Consider the following 17,866-nt stretch of genomic DNA (forward strand, 5'->3'; position numbering starts at 1 on the left):
CTCGCAAGGACAAAAGGAAAAGTGACGATGAACGAACCGCGGGCGCGGGTGCTGCCGGGCTATCTGAACTCGGGGTCGGGGCGTGGGCATACGCGCTGGGAGGCCGCACACGCGGGGTTCGAGCGAGTGCGCATGCCCGACCGGATGCATCCGGATTGCAACGCTTGGTGTCGCACGCTCGAGGTCACCTTGAATGCCGATCCGGCGGGCGAGAGCTGCGTGCTGCTGGCGGCGCACAGCTTCGGATGGCTGATGTCGATGCGCAAGGGCGGGGCGGCTTGATCCCCACCTCGCCACCCGCGCTTCAGGCCACGCCCTTGCCGCGCAGAGCCGCCACCTGCTCCTCGCTATACCCGAGCACGTCGCGCAGCACCTGCACGGTGTGCTCGCCCAGCGTCGGCGGATGGCTCGTCACGGTGGGCGGCGTCTCACTCATGCGGATGGGGTTGCGCACGAGCCGCGCCGTCGCGCCCGAGGGGTGCGGCACATCGACCTGCATGCCGCGCGCGACCACCTGCTCGTTCTCGAACACTTCCGCGAGGTTGTTGATCGGCCCGCACGGCACGCCCGCGCCTTCGAGCGCGCTGATCCAGTCGGCCTTGGTGCGCGTGCGAATCAGATCGGCGACGATCGGCACCAGCGTGTCGCGATTGCGCACGCGCGCGGGATTGGTCGCGAAGCGCTCGTCGTCGGCGAGCTCGGGGCGGCCCGCGATCTCGACGAACTTGCGGAACTGCCCGTCGTTGCCCACCGCGAGAATGATCCAGCTGTCGCTCGTCTGGAACGCCTGATAGGGCACGATGTTCGGATGCGCGTTGCCCCAGCGCGCCGGCGGCGTGCCGCTCGCGAGGTAGTTCGTGTTCATGTTCGCGAGCATGGCCACCTGCACGTCGAGCAGCGCCATGTCGATGTACTGGCCGGCGCCCGTGCGGTCGCGGTGCGCGAGCGCCGTGAGCACGGCGATGGTCGCGTACATGCCGGTCATGAGATCGGCGATCGCCACGCCCGCCTTCTGCGGGCCGCCGCCCGGCAGGCTGTCGCGCTCGCCCGTGATGCTCATGAAGCCGCCCATGCCCTGCACGATGAAGTCGTAGCCCGCGCGCGGCGCGTAGGGCCCGGTCTGACCGAAGCCGGTCACCGAGCAGTAGATGAGGTCGGGCTTCACGGCGCGCAGCGACTCGTAGTCGAGCCCGTACTTCTTGAGCTGCCCGACCTTGTAGTTCTCCAATACGACATCGCTTTGCGCCGCGAGCTCGCGCACGATGCGCTGGCCCTCGGGCGTCGCGATGTCGAGCGTCACCGAGCGCTTGTTGCGGTTCGGCGCGAGATAGTAGGCGGCTTCGGCGGTGTCCTGGCCGTCCGGCGTCTTCAGGTACGGCGGCCCCCAATGGCGGGTGTCGTCGCCGGCGCCCGGGCGCTCCACCTTGATCACGTCGGCGCCGAAGTCGGCGAGGGTCTGCGCGCACCATGGTCCGGCAAGGACGCGGGTGAGGTCGAGTACGCGGATATGACTGAGAGCGCCCATGCTATGTCTTCCAATGTCGTTCTGTGGCCCGGGGCCGCCCATGCGGGCAGCATGGCGGCCGATTCGGGCATCTTAAGCGATCTGCCCGCGAAGATGTTGTCTTTCGGTACAAAGTTCCGCTATGCGGAACATGGCAGGCGAGACGGACCAGCATGCCGGCACGCTGTCTCGCCCGTGCACACTGCGGAGCGCGCCGCCGCGAGCGCACGGCGATCCCGTATAATCGTCCGATTCAGCATCGCCGATTCCGCGCGCATCCGGGAGCATTCCAGGTCCATGCGCGGGCTTCGACGACTTCACAAGATTCAGCACTGAACGCCCCGAAGGTAAATACAGCACGCCATGAAAGCCGCCGAAATCCGCGAGAAATTCCTCAAGTTCTTCGAGTCGAAGGGCCACACGATCGTGCGCTCGTCGAGCCTCGTGCCGGGCAACGACCCCACGTTGCTGTTCACCAACTCGGGCATGGTGCAGTTCAAGGACGTGTTCCTCGGCACCGAATCGCGTCCGTACTCGCGCGCCACGACGGCGCAGCGCAGCGTGCGCGCGGGCGGCAAGCACAACGACCTCGAGAACGTCGGCTACACCGCGCGCCACCATACATTCTTCGAGATGCTCGGCAACTTCTCGTTCGGCGACTACTTCAAGCGCGATGCGATTCACTACTGCTGGGAACTGCTGACCAAGGTCTACGGCCTGCCGGCCGAGAAGCTCACGGTCACCGTCTACAAGGAAGACGACGAAGCCTTCGACATCTGGGCGAAGGAAGTGGGCGTGCCGGTGGAGCGCATCATCCGCATCGGCGACAACAAGGGCGCGCGCTACGCCTCTGACAACTTCTGGCAGATGGCCGATACCGGCCCCTGCGGCCCGTGCTCGGAAGTGTTCTACGACCACGGCCCGGAAGTGTGGGGCGGCCCCCCGGGGTCTCCTGAAGAAGACGGCGACCGCTTCATCGAGATCTGGAATCTCGTGTTCATGCAGTTCAACCGCGACGCCCAGGGCAACATGACGCCGCTGCCCAAGCAGTGCGTCGACACGGGCATGGGGCTGGAGCGACTCGCCGCCGTGCTGCAGCACGTGCACAGCAACTATGAGATCGACCTGTTCCAGAACCTGATCAAGGCCGCTGGCCGCGAGACCGGCACCGCCGACCTCACGAACAACTCGCTGAAGGTGATCGCGGACCACATCCGCGCGTGCTCGTTCCTGATCGTCGACGGCGTGATTCCGGGCAACGAAGGCCGCGGCTACGTGCTGCGCCGCATCGTGCGCCGCGCGATCCGACATGGCTACAAGCTCGGCCGCAAGACCGGCTTCTTCCACAAGCTCGTGAACGACCTCGTCGTGGAGATGGGTGCGGCCTATCCGGAACTGAAGGAAGCGCAGCAGCGCGTGACCGATGTGCTGCGCCAGGAAGAAGAGCGCTTCTTCGAGACCATCGAGCACGGCATGTCGATTCTCGAAGCCGCGCTGGCCGACCTCGAAGCCAAGGGTGGCAAGACGCTCGACGGCGAACTCGCCTTCAAGCTGCACGACACCTACGGCTTTCCGCTCGATTTGACGGCGGACGTTTGCCGCGAGCGCAACGTCACGGTCGACGAACCGGCCTTCGACGACGCCATGGCGCGTCAGCGCGAGCAGGCGCGCGCGGCGGGCAAGTTCAAGATGGCGCAGGGCCTCGAATACTCGGGCGCGAAGACCACGTTCCACGGCTACGAGGAAATCGTCTTCGACGACGCGAAGGTCGTCGCGCTCTACGTGGATGGCGCTTCGGTCAACGAAGTGAAGGCGGGCCAGGACGCCGTGGTCGTGCTCGACCACACGCCGTTCTACGCGGAATCGGGCGGCCAGGTGGGCGACCAGGGCGTGATCTCGAACGCGAGCGTGCGCTTCGCGGTGGCCGACACGCTCAAGGTCCAGGCCGACGTGAGCGGCCACCACGGCATGCTCGAGCAGGGCACGCTCAAGGTGGGCGACATCGTGAAGGCGGAAATCGACGCCATCCGCCGCGCCCGCACGGCGCGCAACCACTCGGCCACGCACCTGATGCACAAGGCGCTGCGCGAGGTGCTGGGCCAGCACGTGCAGCAAAAGGGCTCGCTCGTCGATGCGGATAAAACCCGCTTCGACTTCGCGCACAACGCGCCGATGACCGACGAGCAGATTCGCCGCGTCGAAGAAATCGTCAATGCGGAAGTGCTCGCGAACGCGCCCGGCATCGTGCGCGTGCTGCCTTACGACGAAGCCGTGAAGGGCGGCGCGATGGCGCTTTTCGGCGAGAAGTACGGCGACGAAGTGCGCGTGCTCGACCTCGGCTTCTCGCGCGAGCTGTGCGGCGGCACGCACGTGAACCGCAGCGGCGACATCGGCCTCTTCAAGATCGTGATGGAAGGCGGCGTGGCGGCAGGCATCCGCCGCGTGGAAGCGATCACGGGCGACAACGCCGTGCGTTTCGTGCAGGAACTCGACGCGCGCGTGAACGCGGCGGCGGCGGCTCTGAAGGCGCAGCCTTCGGAACTCACGCAGCGTATCGCGCAGGTCCAGGATCAGGTGAAGTCGCTCGAGAAGGAACTGGGCGCGCTCAAGTCGAAGCTGGCGTCGAGCCAGGGCGACGAGCTCGCGGGCCAGGCCATCGAAGTGAACGGCGTGCACGTGCTGGCCGCCACGCTCGAAGGCGCGGACTCGAAGACGCTGCGCGAGACGGTGGACAAGCTCAAGGACAAGCTCAAGAGCGCGGCGATCGTGCTGGCGGCCGTCGACGGCGGCAAGGTCAGCCTGATCGCGGGCGTGACCGCCGAGGCCAGCAAGAAGGTCAAGGCCGGCGAGCTCGTGAACTTCGTGGCCCAGCAGGTGGGCGGCAAGGGCGGCGGCCGTCCGGATATGGCGCAGGCCGGCGGCACCGAGCCTGCTAACCTGCCGGCGGCGCTTGCGGGTGTGAAGGGCTGGGTCGAAGCGAAGCTGTAACGCCCGCGCGCGGCTGGGAAGCCGCGGCGATCGATGGGACCAATGCAAGAGGGCTGTCCGTAAGGGCGGCCCTTTTTGTTTGGGTGCGCGCCGCAGGCAGGGTTGGGTCGCTTCCGGTTGCGCTCAGGCGCTCGTTGGCAAACGCTCTGCCCTGGCCGTCTCGTCGCGAGCGCGCGCTTCGCTTTGCGCATGCGCCAGCAGTGCGGTTTTCAAGACGTCCAGCGCGGGCGAAAAGTGCCCGCGCCGCCACGCGAGCAGTGTATCGACCTGGCCGAGCTTGCCGAACGAGTGAATCGCCACTTCGTCGGCGTTGCGCTGCAGTTCGAGCACGGCGCGAGGCGCAACGGCCACGCCGGCACCCGCCGCCACGCAGGCGACGATCGCGTGATACGAGCCGAGCTCCAGCACGCGCGTGGGCCGGATGCCGTGCTCCAGATACCAGGCCTCCACATAGTCGCGGTAGGCGCAGCCGCGCTCGAACGCCACGAGCGTCGAGAGCGCGACGTCGCCGGGCTGGCGGATCGGCCGGTGGCCGCGCGGTGTGATCATCACCAGCTCCTCGCGGTATACCGGCACGTAGTCGAAGGTTTCGGCGTCGGGCGGGCCGGCGAGCGGCATCGCGATCAGCGCGGCGTCCACCTCGAACTCGCGCAGACGCTCGATCAGGTGGCCCGTGGTGCCGGTCTCCAGTTCGAGCGTGACCTCCGGCCAGTTCTGGTGGTAGCGCGCGAGGATGCCCGGCAGGCGGGTGGCCGCCATGCTTTCCATGGTGCCGAGGCGCAGGCGTCCGCTCGGCGTGCCCGCCTTGACGGCGTGGCGCGCCTCGTCGGCGAGCGCGAGCAGGCGCTCGGCGTAGGGCAGCAGTCTCTCGCCCGCGGGCGTGAGCACGAGGCGGCGGCCGTCGCGCGTGAAGAGCGGCGTGCCGAGCTGGTCTTCGAGCTGCTTGATGCGCGTGGTGACGTTCGATTGAACCCGGTTGAGCTTGGCGGCGGCCCGCGTCACGCCGTTTTCCCGGACGACGGCGCGAAAGATCGCGAGCGCGGCGAGATCCATGATTCTCTCCTGGGGATGGATCTGTTCATCATAATTCATTTTTCGTGAACGTTATCGGCGACTACGATGCTCACACCGGCGTCCTGTGCGACGCCCCCGCCATCTCCAGTGAGCCGCTGCCGATCATGAACGACATTGCTTCCCGCGCCGATGCCTCCCACGTGCTTCCCACGCGTCCGGCCCATCGTCGGCACGCCGCGCGGCGCGCCGCGCTCGCCTGCATGGCGGTGCTGGCGGTGGCGCTCGGCGTCGGGCGCTTCGCGTTCACGCCGCTGCTGCCGTTGATGCTGCATGGCGGCGCGCTGGATTTGCGCCATGGCGGCTGGCTGGCGTCGCTCAACTACGCGGGCTATTTTGTCGGCGCGGTGGGGTGCGTGGCGTTGCGCTTCGCGCCCGCGCGCATCGTGCGCGCCGGGCTGGCGGCAACGGCGCTTTTGATCGTCGCGATGGGCCTGACGCATTCGTTCTGGATCTGGGCGATGGTGCGCTTCGCGGCGGGCGCGGTGAGCGCGGCGACGTTCGTGTTCGCGTCGCAGTGGGGCTTGCGGCGCCTCGCGCAACTCGACGCGAACGCGTGGGGCGGGGTGATCTTCACGGGGCCGGGAGTTGGCATCGTCGCGACGGGGGTGATGGTGAGCGCGGCGGGTGGCCTGGGCGCGCAGGCGGGCTGGATCGGCTTCGGGCTGATCTGCGCGCTGATCGCAGCGCTCGTGTGGCCGGTGTTCGGCGACGATGCAAGCGAGCCGCCTGGTGCGGTGGCCGCGCCCCTGTCCCCGGCCCGAACTGCCATGCCGGCGGCCCCGGCCGACGGGTCGCGCACCGACGCCTTCTGGCTCGTGCTCCTCTACGGCGTGCCGGGCTTCGGCTACAGCATCACAGCGACCTTCCTGCCCGTGATCGCGCGCCACGCGCTGCCAGGCTCCGTGTGGCCCGACCTGTTCTGGCCGATGTTCGGCGTCGCGCTGATCGTGGGCGCGCTTTCGGCGGCGCGCGTGCCGCTGCGCTGGGACAACCGGCTCATTCTCGCCGCCTGCTATGTGCTGCAGTCGCTGGGCATCGCGCTCGGCATCGTCTGGCCGAACGCCGTGGGCTTCTCGCTCGGCAGCGTGCTGATCGGCCTGCCATTCACGGCGATTACGTTGTTCGCCATGCGCGAAGCGCGCCTGCTGCGCGGCGAGCATGCCGCCGCGCTCATGGGCTACGCGACCGGCGCGTACGGAATCGGCCAGATCGCGGGGCCGCTCGTGGCCGCGCCGCTGGCGGCATCGACGGGCTCGTTCTCGCCTTCCCTCGGGCTCGCGGCGCTGGCCTTGCTCACGGGCGCAGCGGGGCTCGTGTGGCGCGCCGTGCGTGCGCGTGGGCGAGTGAGGATGAGTGAGGGAGGATGAGTGAGGGAGGATGAGTGAGGGAGGATGAGTGAGGGAGGGCGTCGTCCCTTGCCGGGATGCCAGAGATAGGGATTGGCGCTGCACGCCGTCCTCGATGGCGCACTAAAATAGCCGTTTCGTGCTGTTTTTTGCTATTGCGCGCCGTTGCGGAGCGACCCGCCGGACGGCTGCCGCATACCCTGCGATCCCGACCGATTCATGAGCGAATACCAGTTTTGCCCGCGTTGCGCGTCGCGCCTCACCGAACGCGCCGATCCCGAGCATGAGGGCGGCCGCGTGCGCCTCGCGTGTCCCGATCTCGCCTGTGGCTATGTCCATTGGAACAACCCGCTGCCTGTCGTGGCCGCCATCGTCGAGTACGAGGGGCGCATTCTGCTCGCGCGCAACGCGGCCTGGCCCGAGGGCATGTTCGCGCTCATCACCGGCTTCCTCGAAAACGGCGAAACGCCGGAGGAGGGCATCGCGCGCGAGGTGTTCGAAGAGACCGGGTTGCGTGCGCAAAGCGTCGAACTCGTGGGTGTCTACGAATTCGTCCGCAAGAACGAGCTCATCATCGCTTATCACGTGAAGGCGGCGGGCGCGATCGCGCTTTCGCCGGAGCTGCTCGAATACCAGCTCGTGGAGCCCGCGAAGCTGCGGCCATGGCGTGCGGGCACCGGCCCGGCGCTCGGCGACTGGATGCGCCGGCGCGGCCTGCCTTTCGAATATGTCGAGCGGCCCGGGCAGTGAGCGCGCACCGCTACGCTGCCCGACTCCCGGCTTTGATGAACCTCACCTGTCCGATGAATCGACTCCTCCGATGAACCGACCCGTTGCCATCGCGCGTTCCGACTATCGCCATTTCCTGTCCATCACCACGCGCTGGATGGACAACGACGTCTACGGCCACGTCAACAACGTCGTCTACTACAGCTACTTCGACACGGTCGTGAACGAGTATCTGATTCGCCAGGACGCCCTCGATATCGAACACGGCGCGACCATCGGGCTGGTGGTCGAAACGCAGTGCAACTACTTCGCGCCGCTCGCGTTCCCCGAGCGTGTGGAGGCGGGGCTGCGCGTGGCGCGGCTCGGCTCGTCGAGCGTGCGCTATGAAGTCGGGCTCTTTCGCGAAGGCGAGTCCACGCCTGCGGCGCAGGGACATTTCGTGCACGTCTACGTCGATCGCGTTACGCGCCGTCCCGTGAGCGCGCTGCCCGATGCCTTGCATGCCGCGCTCGCGCCGCTGGTGGCCGAGGGCGCAGGCGCGCCGCCGGCCTGAACGCGCCCTTCACGCGACACAACAACACCGCCCAAGGCGTCCTCCGTGCAGGCTTTCGTGATCGACATGCTCAACGGCGCAAGCTACGGCCTGCTGCTGTTCATGTTGTCCGCCGGGCTCACGCTGATCTTCAGCATGCTCGGCGTGCTCAACTTCGCGCATGCGAGCTTCTACATGCTCGGGGCGTATCTGGGCGTCACGCTTGGAGCGACGCTCGGGTTCGGCTGGGCGCTCGTGCTCGCGCCGCTCGCCGTCGGCTTCGCGGGCGCTGCGTTCGAGCGCACGCTGCTGCGCCGAGCGCACCCGGCCAACACTGGCATGATGGGCAATCCGCTCAATGCGCTGTTGCTGACCTTTGGCGCTGCCCTGGCGATCGGCGAACTGGTCAAGCTCGTCTGGGGCTTGCAGCCGCTCGCGGCGAGCGTGCCCGCATGGCTCGACGGCGCGCTTTTCAGATTCGGCGGCGCGGCTTTCTCGCGCTATCGCGCGTTTTCGATGCTCGTGGCCATCGCGATGCTCGGCGCGATCCACGCGGCACTGCGCGTCTCGCGCACGGGCCTCGTGGTGCGCGCGGCGCTCACGCATCGGGAGGCGGTCGAAGCGCTTGGCCACGATGTGCCGCGCGTGCAGACAATGGTGTTCGCGCTCGGCACCGCGCTTGCCGCGCTGGCGGGCGTGGTTGCCGCGCCGCTCTTCGTGGTCGAGCCGGCGATGGCCGAATCGATGGGCTCGATCGTGTTCGTGGTGGTCGTCACGGGGGGCCTCGGGTCGCTCTCCGGCGCGTTCGTCGCTGCGCTCGCGGTAGGCCTGCTGCAAACCTTCGCGGTGTCGAGCGACGTATCGCTGGGCGGCGTGGCCGCACATCTGGGGGTGACGCTCGCACCCGCGTGGCGTGCGCTCACGCTGGCGCAGATTGCGCCGCTGCTGCCGTATCTGCTGCTGGTCGCGATGCTCGCGGTGCGTCCGCAAGGCTTGTTCGGCCAACGCGGCCAGCGTGGCGGGGACGCGTGACGCGCCATGAAAGCCGATAAATCCCGCACCGAAGTGGACACGGCCGGCCAGCGGCCGGCGCGTTGGCGCCACTGCGCGCCCTGGCTTGCGCTCGCGGCGCTGCTTGGCCTGCCGCCGTTCGTTTCCGCGTGGCTTTCGCCCGCTGGCGTGCCGCAGGGCTGGCTGCTCGCTTGCCTCGCCCAGGCGGCGACGATGATCGTCTTCGCACTCTCGTACAACCTCCTGCTCGGCGAAACCGGGCTGCTGTCATTCGGCCACGCGGCGCCCGCGGGGCTCGGGGCGCTTGCGGCTGCACACGTCTTCAATCAGTACGCGATTCCGTTGCCGCTGCTGCCGCTCGTGGGCGGTGTGACGGGCGCTGCGGTCGGCGCAGTGATCGCGCTCGTCGCCGCGCGCCGCGCCGGCACCGCGTTCGCCATGATCACGCTCGGGCTCGGCGAGCTCGTTGCCGCTGCCGCGTGGGCGCTGCCCGACTGGTTCGGCGGCGAGGCGGGCGTTGCCATCGACCGCGCCAGCGGGCCGGCCATGTCAATGGTGCGAGCCGCGGCAAGCTGGACCTTCGGACCGGATCGTCAGGCATACTGGGTAATTGCCGCCTGGTGCCTGGCTGCAAGCGTCGTGATTCGCGTGCTGTCGCGCGCGCCGTTCGTGCGTCTCGCCAACGCGGTGCGCGACAACCCGGTGCGCGCCGCGTCGCTCGGCGCGTCGCCGGCGCGTGTGCGAACAGTAATGATCGTGCTCGCGGCGGGTTTCGCCGGTGTCGCCGGCACGCTCACGCTCATCAATGTGGAACTGGCTGCCGCCGAAAGCGTCGGCATGATGCGCTCGGCGGCCGTGCTGATCGCGACCGTGACGGGCGGGACTGCATCGTTCTTCGGGCCGGTGCTCGGCGCGCTGGTGTGGGTCGCGTTCAGCGTGGGCGTGGCGAACATGTCGCGGGCGTGGATGCTGTACGTGGGGCTCTTTTTCATCGTCGTGGTGCTGGCGGCGCCGGACGGGCTCGCGGGTCTTGCCGCGCGTCAGCGCGCAGCGCTCGCCCGGCACGGTTGGCGGCAATGCGGCGCGTACTGGACGATGGCCGCGCTCGCGGTTGCGTGCGGCGCGCTGGCGCTCGTGCTGGCGGTGCAATGGGCCTATGCGCTGCGCTTCGGCGACGACGCTGCGGGCGCGTGGTTCGCCGTGCTCTCGGCACGTGCGGCGTGGGGGCTCGCCATGGCGATTGGCGTGTTGACGGGCGTGGCGTTCTGGACGGCGCGCCGCGCGCGGCACGCCGTGCGCGCGCTCGATCAGCACGAGCGGCTCGACACGCTCGACCGGCGCAAGGAGGCGGCATGACGCCCGCGCTGCAACTCATCGGCGTCGAGAAACGCTTTGGCGCGACGGCCGTGCTGCGCGGCGTCGATCTCGACGTGCGCCAGGGCGAGCGCCACGCGCTGATCGGTCCCAATGGCGCAGGCAAGTCCACGCTGTTCAGTCTGATCGCGGGTGAGCAGCGCGCGAGTGCCGGACGCATCGTGTTGCACGGCGAGGACGTCACGCGCCTGACGAGCGCCGTGCTCGCCCGGCGCGGCCTTGCGCGCAGCTTCCAGACCACGAGCGTGTTCGCGCGCCTGCCGGCCCGCGAAAACCTGCGCTGCGCGGTACTGGCGTCGCTGCGCGGCGGTGCGGGGCTCGCGGCGCGCTGGCTGGGCTCGGCGCGCGCCGACGCACGCGTGGCCGAACTGCTCGACGCCCTGGGCCTCGCGCACGCCGCGCAACGCGAGGCCGCGGCGCTCAGCTACGCCGAGCAACGCGCGCTCGATCTGGGTCTCGCGCTCGCCGGCGGCGCGCACACGCTGCTGCTCGACGAGCCCACCGCCGGCATGAATCGCGCCGAAGCTTCGCGCGCCGTCGATCTGATCCGCGCGACCACGGCGGGCAAGACGGTGTTGCTGATCGAGCACGACATGGATGCCGTGTTCGGCCTCGCCGACCGCGTTTCGGTGCTGGTGCAGGGGCGCGTGATCGCGACCGGAACACCCGAGGCGATTCGCACTGATGCAGCCGTGCGCGACGCCTATCTGGGCGCGCATTTCGATGTCCGCTTCAATGCCCGCTTCAACGCCCCCGAACACATGAGGAGGCGCTCGCCATGACCGCGCTGCTCGAAGTCGGGAATCTGCGCGCGTGGTACGGCGCGAGCCAGGTGCTGCATGGCGTCGATCTGCGCATCGGCGCGGGGGAGATCGTCGCGCTCGCGGGCCGCAACGGCTCCGGGCGCTCGACGCTCGCGAAGGCGTTGATGTCGATGGTCGAAGCCGAGGGTGTGCGCCGTTTCGCGGGCGTGGATCTCGCGCCGCTGCGCACCTTCGAGATCGCGCGGCTGGGCCTGGGCTATGTCGCGGAGCAGCGCGACGTGTTCCCGACCCTGAGCGTCGCCGAGAACCTGAGTCTCGGTCTCGCGAAGCGTGGCGCTCCGCGCTTCACCATCGACGACGCTCGCGCGCTGTTTCCGATCCTGCGCGAGCGCCGCAGCGCGCGCGCGGGCGTGCTCTCGGGCGGCGAGCAGCAGATGCTCGCGCTGGCCCGTGCACTCGTGGGCGATCCCGATCTCCTGATCGTCGACGAGCCCGCCGAGGGGCTTGCCGCGCAGATGGCCGCGCGCGTCGGCGCGTGCCTGCGCGCGCTGCGCGAACGCGGCATTGCGGTGCTGCTCATCGAGCAGCGCCTCGAACTTGCACCAGGGCTCGCGGACCGCATCGCGGTGATGGGGCATGGACGCATCGTGTTCGAGGGCACGCCAGGAACGCTTGCGCAGCGCGAAGGCATCGTGCGCGACTGGCTAGGCGTGGGCTGACGCCGGCGGTGCATCTGGTTTTGCGACGCGCGCGAGCGCCGTCATCGGCCCGATGCGCGCGAGCGTTTCGTATTGCTCCGCATCGCGCACGAACAGCGAGCCCGCGAAACCGAGCGCGTTCACGGAGATGCCCGCGACGCGTTCCGTTTCGCGCGGCACGACCAGCATCCAGCGGCGCGTGACGAGCAGGTTGTAGGGCGTGCGTTGATGCGGCACGCCATCGACGTGAACCGCGCCGACGCCTGCCGTGCGTAACAACGCACAGTAGGCGTCGAGTGCGCGCTGTGCTTCCTGATCCGCGATTTCATCAGCGGCATGTCCGTCCAGATCGAGCCGCGCGAAGGCGTGCGCGAAAGGCAGCCCCGGCACGCGGCTTTCGTTGGGCGCAGCCGCGCCGAGCAGCGTCTCGATTGGCACCGATGCCCCTTGCACGTCGAGCGGCAGCGGCACCGCCTGAAGATGCTTGTGTGGCTGGCTCGCGCCGGCTTCCGGGCCGCCGTTGTAAAAAACCAGCGCATCGTAACCGCGCAGCACGACGAGCAGCGCTGCGAAATCGGCGTGATCGAGCAGCGCTTCCTGGGGCGCGAAGCGGCGCGTGACGATCAGCAGATGCTCGTCGAGCGCGTTGTATTTGTTGAGCAGTGCTACGTGCGTCGAAGAAAGATCACCGACGCACAGGTCTTCGTCATAGGGCAGAAAGGGGTTGCGTCGCGGCGGCGGCGTCGGCGTTTGCAGCGCATCTTGCGAAGGCGCACCCGCGTGCCGCGCCGCCTCCTTGTGCGCGAGACTCGACACCTCGCGAACCACAAAGCGCACGCCGCCATCGTCGATGTGCGTGAGCGTGGTTTCGATGGGCTGCAGCGCTCCGCATAGCAGCGCGTGGTGCGTGCGCTGGGCGATGGCGTCGCGCAGCGCGCGGGCCGTGAGCAGGCTCGCGGCCATCGGCGCTCAGGCCTTGTAGCCGATCGCGCGCAGCAGGTCGAGGCGCCAGCGCACGTCTTCCCCGGTTTCGACGCCAAGCGGCGGCTCGCCATCCACCACGCCGATAATGCCGCGCCCCTGGTCGGTCTCGGCGATCAGCACTTCGGTCGGATTGGCGGTCGCGCAAAAAATGCGGCAGACCTCGGGCACGGCTTTCACGGCATTGAGCACGTTGACGGGGAAGTAGCCCTCACCGAGAAACACGATGAAGCTGTGACCTGCCGCGATACGCAGCGCGTTGTCGGTGGCCATCTCGATGAGCGCGTCGCTGGTGCCCGAGCGGCGCACGAGACGCTTGCCCGAGGCCTCGCAGAACGCGAGGCCGAACTGGATGCCGGGCACCGCGCCATAGAGTGCTTCGTGCAGGTCTTCGACCGATTTGATGAAGTGCGATTGCCCGAGGATGAAGTTGGTGGCTTCGGGCTTGACGATCTCTACCGTGGACAATTGCATGGCGGACCTCCTGCGCGGCAGCGGCGTGATTCAAGAAGCCTAGTACGAAGTCGCCGCGTGTCCAAGGCGAGGGCTTTGGGCCATTTCATGCACTGCCGCAATGAAAAGCGGCCGGCGCCCCTGCGGGCAACCGGCCGTCGTTCATGCATTACGCGCTTCGGCGCTCAGGCGCCTTCTCAGGCCGCTTGCTTCGCGCGCTTGCCCTCCACATCGGGCAGGAACACCGTGAGGATGCCGATGAGCGGCAGGAACGAGCAGACCTTGTAGACGAAGCTGATGCTGGTGGCGTCGGCGAGCTGGCCGAGCACCGCCGCGCCGATGCCGCCGAGGCCGAACGCGAAGCCGAAGAACAGCCCCGCGACCATGCCCACCTTGCCGGGAATCAGCTCCTGCGCATAGACGAGGATGGCCGAGAACGCCGAGGCGAGCACCACGCCGATGATCACGGTCAGCACGCTGGTCCAGAACAGGTTCGCATAGGGCAGCAGCAGCGTGAACGGCGCCACACCCAGGATCGAGCCCCAGATCACGTACTTGCGGCCGATGCGGTCGCCCACCGGGCCGCCGATGATCGTGCCGGCCGCCACCGCCGCAAGGAAGATGAACAGATGAATCTGCGCGGCCTGTACGGTCAGGTGGAAGCGGTCGATCAGATAGAACGTGAAGTAGCTGTTGATGCTCGCGAGGTAGAAGTACTTCGAGAACACCAGCAGCACGAGAATGCCCATGGCGGCGGCCACATGACGACGCGAAAGCGCGACGTGCGAACCCTCGGCGCGCTTTTTCTTCATCGCCGGATGGGCCTTGTACCAGCGGCCGATCTGCGTGAGCACGAACATTGCGACGAGCGCCGCCACCGAGAACCACGCAATGCTGCGCTGGCCGTGCGGAATCACGATCGCGGCGGCGAGCAGCGGCCCGAGCGAGGTGCCCGCATTGCCGCCCACCTGGAACAGCGACTGCGCGAGGCCGTGGCGGCCGCCCGAAGCCATGCGCGCGACGCGCGACGATTCCGGATGGAACACCGAGGAGCCGCAGCCCACCAGCGCCGCCGCGACCAGTAGCACGGGGAAGCTCGGCGCCACCGACATCAGCAGCAGGCCGCACAGCGTGAAGCCCATGCCGACGGGCAGCGAGTACGGCATCGGGCGCTTGTCGGTGAAGACGCCCACGAGGGGCTGCAGCATCGAGGCCGTGATCTGGTAGGTAAGCGTAATGAGGCCGATCTGCGTGAACGACAGCGAGAAGTTGTCCTTGAGCATCGGATAGATGGCCAGGATCAACGACTGGATCATGTCGTTGAGCAGATGCGAAAAGCTGATCGCGCCGAGCACGGAGTACACGGTGCGCTGCACGCTGGAGGCGGGCGTCGCCGAGGGCGCGGACGCAGGCGCGGCGCGCTTGTGGAGACTGGTTTCCATATTGTCGATAAGCGAAAAGGCTTCACGCGGGCGCTGCGTCGGGAGCGGGGTTCATACAGGCATGAAGAACCCGGCGCGGCGATGGCATGAAAAGGTCATGTATAGGAGTTATGAAGCGCAGTGTAATGTGTCTTGACTGAACAGTCCGGACATATTTTGTCGAGAATCGGCCATTCGTGGCCGATTCTCTTTTATGACCTTTCGCACATCGGTTCTCGTGGACCTCGCCCGTCCCGCTATAACGACCCGCTACGCCTCGCGAGCAGCGTGCGCGCCACGCCGCCAAGGGCGTACATGAACTCGGTGTCGAGCCCGGCTGTCGCTGCCTCGTGGGGCGCAATGCCTGCGCCCGCGAAGAACGCCGCGACGAGGGCTGCGGCGATATCCTCGGGCGCCATCGGCAACGGCCGCGCGGTGCTCGCCGCGTGGCGCTCCAGCGGATCGATGACGTCGGCTGGCATCGGTGCCGTGCGGCTATCGGGGTGTGCCGAGGCGGCCAACCCGGGGAACGACGCACGCAGCACTGCGAACCGGTCGTTGACTGCCTCGGGGGCAGGGTGCGTCGCGGCGCGCGCCTGCGAGTCGATGGCTTCGCGCCGCCCCGGCTCGGCGGGAGGCGTTGCACTGTGCGTCGCTATGCCGGGCGTCGCTGCGCTGGGAGGCACTATGCCGGATATCGTCATGCCGGGCATGGCGACGTTCGCACCAGACTCCGCGGCGCGGGCGGCGGGCGCAGGCGCCGCCACCGCGGCTCGCGACGCGGCTGCGCCGCTAGACCGAAGCGATTGCCCGGCGAACATCATTGGCGCCATATCGTGCAGTCCGGCTGAAATGTGTGCCGTAGCGGACCCTCATGGGTACGGGCGCTAGTTCTGCAGCCGCGCTCCACTGGGCGTCGGGGGGAGGCTGATCGCCGGCCGCGTTGGCAGGGGCGGCGGGGACGCCAGGGGCGGCGTGGTCCAACTCGCCGGCCAGGCCGTGGATCTCGAAGAGATCTCGCGGTAGCGGCGCGATGTCCGGCGCGATGTCCGGCGCGATATTGGCCGCGATGTCGGCCGCATCGCCCACCGCGCCTGCTCGCGAGGCGTCGTCATGAGGCTCGGCCATGAGCGCCGAGACATTCATCGAGAATGCGCTATGCAGTTCGTTTGGCATGCGTCGTTCATTTATATGAGCACGGGGCTCCAAAGGGGCGAAGTGCAGACGTCTTGCTCATGGGTAATTGCAAACGCCTGACGCACGCCGCGCTAAAGTTTTTGGCGAATCTGCCGTAGACGGGGTCGAGGCGGACCTGGGGAAATCTCTCGTGCAGCCGGACAACAAGAAGGAGACCGTCAAGACATGAAAGCTGCATTGCAGGGACGGCGGCACGCCAGTTTCGTGCCGCAAGATGCGCGAGCGGGCAGGGCGCTCTCGGTGAAGACGATGTTGCGCGTTGCGTTTGCGGTGGTGCTGGCCGGTACGCTGGCTATCGGCGCATTTTCGCTCGCGCAGATCAGTCGTCTGAACGATTCAACAGAATCGATCTACGAGCAGGGCCACATTGCCAGCCGTGCGGCGGAGGAAGTGCGCGCTCAGGTGCTGCGGGCGAGCCGCGCGCAGAAAATGCTGCTCACGGCGACCACCGCCAAGGAGCGCGACGATCTGGGCGCCGACATCGAAAAGAATCTTGCCGCGCTCGTGACCGAAATGAAAGTGCTCGAACAATATTCGGCTCAGTCGGGAAGTGACGCGCTTGCCCAGCAAAAGCAGTTCGCGGCGGCGGTGCAAACATGGAGCGGGCAATTGCGCGAGTTTGTCACGCTGGTGAAGGCGCAGCCGCTCGATCTTTCGCAGATGAACTGGCAAGTCGGCACGCGGGACGTGTCGCTGCTCGTCGAAACGGAGAAGCTCGAAACGCTCGTCGATCGGCTCGTTGCACAGCGCGGCGCTGCCGCCAAGGCGACGATCGCGGCGTCGGCGTTCATCTACGAATCGTCGTTCGTGATGATCGCTGCGGCGACGGCGGGTCTCTTCGTGCTCGCGTTCGTCGTGAGCGAATGGGTCGTGAGGCGACTCGCGCGCCAACTCGGCGGCGAACCCGCCCATGCGAAGGCCATTGCCGCGCGTATTGCTTCGGGAGATCTCGCACAGCCGGTCGAGGTTCACGCGCGCGACGCGTCCAGCATGCTGGGCGCGTTGCGGGACATGCAGAAAGGGCTTTCGGCGACTGTGGCCGAGATCGCCGCGAGCGCGGAAGCGATTGCCGCTGCATCGGGACAGATTTCAACGGGCAATCTCGATCTTTCGCACCGCACCGAGGCGCAGGCCGTTGCGCTCGAACGCACCGCGAGCAGCATGGAGCAGTTGACCTCCACGGTGCGCCTGAACGCCGAAAACGCGCAGCAAGCGAGCACGCTGGCCGGCAACGCTTCGCAGATCGCGCAGAAGGGGGGCGCCGTGGTGGGCCGCGTGGTGGCCACGATGAATGAGATCAACGAGAGCGCGAAAAGCATCGCCGACATCATCGGTGTGATTGAGGGCATTGCGTTTCAAACCAACATTCTGGCGCTCAATGCCGCGGTCGAAGCGGCGCGGGCGGGTGAGGAGGGACGCGGCTTCTCGGTGGTCGCGGGCGAGGTGCGCAATCTCGCGCAGCGCAGCGCCGCGGCGGCGAGAGAGATCAAGGCCTTGATTACCGACTCGGTCGCGCGCGTGGCGAACGGCTCGACGCTCGCCAGCGACGCGGGCCGGACCATGGAAGAAGTCATGTCGGCCGTGAAGCGCGTGAACGACATCATCGGCGAAATTTCGGCGGCGTCGAGCGAGCAGCGCTCCGGCATCGAGGAGATCAATCGCGCGGTGACGCAAATGGATGCAGGCACGCAACAGAACGCCGCGCTGGTGGAAGAGGCCACGGCGGCGGCGCAGTCGCTCGACGATCAGGCCAAGGTGCTCAAACGTCTCGTGAACACTTTTCAGCTCGCGTGA

The 17,866-nt window shown here is 67.8% G+C and carries 17 protein-coding genes; 10 read left to right on the forward strand and 7 right to left on the reverse strand.

From position 1 onward, the window contains the following. Positions 1-27: 27 nt before the first annotated feature. Positions 28-282 (forward strand): alpha/beta hydrolase, encoded by a 255-nt coding sequence (locus P5W99_RS05540; protein ID WP_421079296.1) that lies wholly within the window; start codon positions 28-30, stop codon positions 280-282. Positions 283-304: 22 nt separating this feature from the next. Here the strand turns inward: P5W99_RS05540 and P5W99_RS05545 are convergent, their stop codons facing one another. Beyond that, positions 305-1,525: a CaiB/BaiF CoA transferase family protein gene (locus P5W99_RS05545; RefSeq protein WP_421079297.1), complete on the reverse strand. Its 1,221-nt coding sequence runs from the start codon at positions 1,523-1,525 to the stop codon at positions 305-307. A gap of 342 nt (positions 1,526-1,867) precedes the next feature. On the opposite strand from P5W99_RS05545, the gene alaS reads away from it, so the two are divergent. After that, positions 1,868-4,492, forward strand: coding sequence for an alanine--tRNA ligase (gene alaS, locus P5W99_RS05550; RefSeq protein WP_421023596.1), 2,625 nt, complete (start codon positions 1,868-1,870; stop codon positions 4,490-4,492). A 123-nt stretch (positions 4,493-4,615) separates the two neighbouring features. On the opposite strand, the gene P5W99_RS05555 is transcribed toward alaS, so the two are convergent. After that, on the reverse strand, positions 4,616-5,545 hold the full coding sequence (locus tag P5W99_RS05555; protein WP_421079299.1) for a LysR substrate-binding domain-containing protein: 930 nt from the start codon (positions 5,543-5,545) through the stop codon (positions 4,616-4,618). Positions 5,546-5,670: 125 nt separating this feature from the next. Between P5W99_RS05555 and P5W99_RS05560 the strand changes: the two genes are divergently transcribed. The 7 genes from P5W99_RS05560 (at position 5,671) to P5W99_RS05590 (ending at position 12,041) form a co-directional block, all read left to right on the forward strand. Next, the gene (locus tag P5W99_RS05560; RefSeq protein ID WP_434662460.1) at positions 5,671-6,933 is read left to right on the forward strand and encodes a YbfB/YjiJ family MFS transporter; all 1,263 of its coding nucleotides are present in this window, start codon (positions 5,671-5,673) and stop codon (positions 6,931-6,933) included. A 198-nt stretch (positions 6,934-7,131) separates the two neighbouring features. Continuing rightward, positions 7,132-7,662 (forward strand): NUDIX domain-containing protein, encoded by a 531-nt coding sequence (locus tag P5W99_RS05565; protein ID WP_421044055.1) that lies wholly within the window; start codon positions 7,132-7,134, stop codon positions 7,660-7,662. Between the two features lie 70 nt (positions 7,663-7,732). Beyond that, a complete protein-coding gene (locus P5W99_RS05570) occupies positions 7,733-8,194 on the forward strand; it encodes an acyl-CoA thioesterase (RefSeq protein ID WP_421079300.1) in 462 nt (153 codons plus the stop codon). A gap of 45 nt (positions 8,195-8,239) precedes the next feature. Further along, positions 8,240-9,205: a branched-chain amino acid ABC transporter permease gene (locus P5W99_RS05575; RefSeq protein ID WP_434662163.1), complete on the forward strand. Its 966-nt coding sequence runs from the start codon at positions 8,240-8,242 to the stop codon at positions 9,203-9,205. A 6-nt stretch (positions 9,206-9,211) separates the two neighbouring features. Further along, positions 9,212-10,540 (forward strand): branched-chain amino acid ABC transporter permease, encoded by a 1,329-nt coding sequence (locus P5W99_RS05580; RefSeq protein WP_421079302.1) that lies wholly within the window; start codon positions 9,212-9,214, stop codon positions 10,538-10,540. Beyond that, positions 10,537-11,340: an ABC transporter ATP-binding protein gene (locus P5W99_RS05585; protein ID WP_434662166.1), complete on the forward strand. Its 804-nt coding sequence runs from the start codon at positions 10,537-10,539 to the stop codon at positions 11,338-11,340. Before P5W99_RS05580 ends, P5W99_RS05585 begins: the two co-directional genes overlap by 4 nt. After that, positions 11,337-12,041, forward strand: a complete 705-nt coding sequence (locus P5W99_RS05590; RefSeq protein ID WP_421079303.1) for an ABC transporter ATP-binding protein — start codon at positions 11,337-11,339, stop codon at positions 12,039-12,041. The genes P5W99_RS05585 and P5W99_RS05590 overlap by 4 nt, the downstream gene beginning before the upstream one ends. Here P5W99_RS05590 and P5W99_RS05595 read toward each other — a convergent pair. From P5W99_RS05595 to P5W99_RS05615, 5 genes are all read right to left on the reverse strand, one after another. Further along, on the reverse strand, positions 12,027-12,983 hold the full coding sequence (locus tag P5W99_RS05595; RefSeq protein ID WP_434662168.1) for an ATP adenylyltransferase family protein: 957 nt from the start codon (positions 12,981-12,983) through the stop codon (positions 12,027-12,029). The genes P5W99_RS05590 and P5W99_RS05595 overlap by 15 nt on opposite strands. A 6-nt stretch (positions 12,984-12,989) precedes the next feature. Beyond that, positions 12,990-13,475 carry an adenosine-specific kinase gene (locus tag P5W99_RS05600; protein WP_421023605.1) on the reverse strand — a complete coding sequence of 162 codons (486 nt, stop codon included), beginning with the start codon at positions 13,473-13,475 and terminating at the stop codon, positions 12,990-12,992. A 176-nt stretch (positions 13,476-13,651) separates the two neighbouring features. After that, positions 13,652-14,896: an MFS transporter gene (locus P5W99_RS05605; RefSeq protein ID WP_421079305.1), complete on the reverse strand. Its 1,245-nt coding sequence runs from the start codon at positions 14,894-14,896 to the stop codon at positions 13,652-13,654. A gap of 236 nt (positions 14,897-15,132) precedes the next feature. Continuing rightward, on the reverse strand, positions 15,133-15,561 hold the full coding sequence (locus tag P5W99_RS05610) for a hypothetical protein (protein WP_434662170.1): 429 nt from the start codon (positions 15,559-15,561) through the stop codon (positions 15,133-15,135). A gap of 106 nt (positions 15,562-15,667) precedes the next feature. Then, positions 15,668-16,051: a hypothetical protein gene (locus P5W99_RS05615; protein WP_434662171.1), complete on the reverse strand. Its 384-nt coding sequence runs from the start codon at positions 16,049-16,051 to the stop codon at positions 15,668-15,670. A gap of 186 nt (positions 16,052-16,237) precedes the next feature. Between P5W99_RS05615 and P5W99_RS05620 the strand changes: the two genes are divergently transcribed. Then, the gene (locus P5W99_RS05620) at positions 16,238-17,866 is read left to right on the forward strand and encodes a methyl-accepting chemotaxis protein (RefSeq protein WP_421079308.1); all 1,629 of its coding nucleotides are present in this window, start codon (positions 16,238-16,240) and stop codon (positions 17,864-17,866) included.

It is taken from the genome of Paraburkholderia sp. A3BS-1L, from assembly GCF_051125215.1.
Classification (GTDB): domain Bacteria; phylum Pseudomonadota; class Gammaproteobacteria; order Burkholderiales; family Burkholderiaceae; genus Paraburkholderia.

What these genes read in the sequence shown, in the direction of transcription:
- P5W99_RS05540 (WP_421079296.1), top strand. Translation starts at nt 28, where the DNA reads ATGAACGAACCGCGGGCGCGGGTGCTGCCGGGCTATCTGAACTCGGGG.
- P5W99_RS05545 (WP_421079297.1), bottom strand. Translation starts at nt 1,525, where the DNA reads ATGGGCGCTCTCAGTCATATCCGCGTACTCGACCTCACCCGCGTCCTT.
- alaS (WP_421023596.1), top strand. Translation starts at nt 1,868, where the DNA reads ATGAAAGCCGCCGAAATCCGCGAGAAATTCCTCAAGTTCTTCGAGTCG.
- P5W99_RS05555 (WP_421079299.1), bottom strand. Translation starts at nt 5,545, where the DNA reads ATGGATCTCGCCGCGCTCGCGATCTTTCGCGCCGTCGTCCGGGAAAAC.
- P5W99_RS05560 (WP_434662460.1), top strand. Translation starts at nt 5,671, where the DNA reads ATGAACGACATTGCTTCCCGCGCCGATGCCTCCCACGTGCTTCCCACG.
- P5W99_RS05565 (WP_421044055.1), top strand. Translation starts at nt 7,132, where the DNA reads ATGAGCGAATACCAGTTTTGCCCGCGTTGCGCGTCGCGCCTCACCGAA.
- P5W99_RS05570 (WP_421079300.1), top strand. Translation starts at nt 7,733, where the DNA reads ATGAACCGACCCGTTGCCATCGCGCGTTCCGACTATCGCCATTTCCTG.
- P5W99_RS05580 (WP_421079302.1), top strand. Translation starts at nt 9,212, where the DNA reads ATGAAAGCCGATAAATCCCGCACCGAAGTGGACACGGCCGGCCAGCGG.
- P5W99_RS05585 (WP_434662166.1), top strand. Translation starts at nt 10,537, where the DNA reads ATGACGCCCGCGCTGCAACTCATCGGCGTCGAGAAACGCTTTGGCGCG.
- P5W99_RS05590 (WP_421079303.1), top strand. Translation starts at nt 11,337, where the DNA reads ATGACCGCGCTGCTCGAAGTCGGGAATCTGCGCGCGTGGTACGGCGCG.
- P5W99_RS05595 (WP_434662168.1), bottom strand. Translation starts at nt 12,983, where the DNA reads ATGGCCGCGAGCCTGCTCACGGCCCGCGCGCTGCGCGACGCCATCGCC.
- P5W99_RS05600 (WP_421023605.1), bottom strand. Translation starts at nt 13,475, where the DNA reads ATGCAATTGTCCACGGTAGAGATCGTCAAGCCCGAAGCCACCAACTTC.
- P5W99_RS05605 (WP_421079305.1), bottom strand. Translation starts at nt 14,896, where the DNA reads ATGGAAACCAGTCTCCACAAGCGCGCCGCGCCTGCGTCCGCGCCCTCG.
- P5W99_RS05615 (WP_434662171.1), bottom strand. Translation starts at nt 16,051, where the DNA reads ATGCCAAACGAACTGCATAGCGCATTCTCGATGAATGTCTCGGCGCTC.
- P5W99_RS05620 (WP_421079308.1), top strand. Translation starts at nt 16,238, where the DNA reads ATGAAAGCTGCATTGCAGGGACGGCGGCACGCCAGTTTCGTGCCGCAA.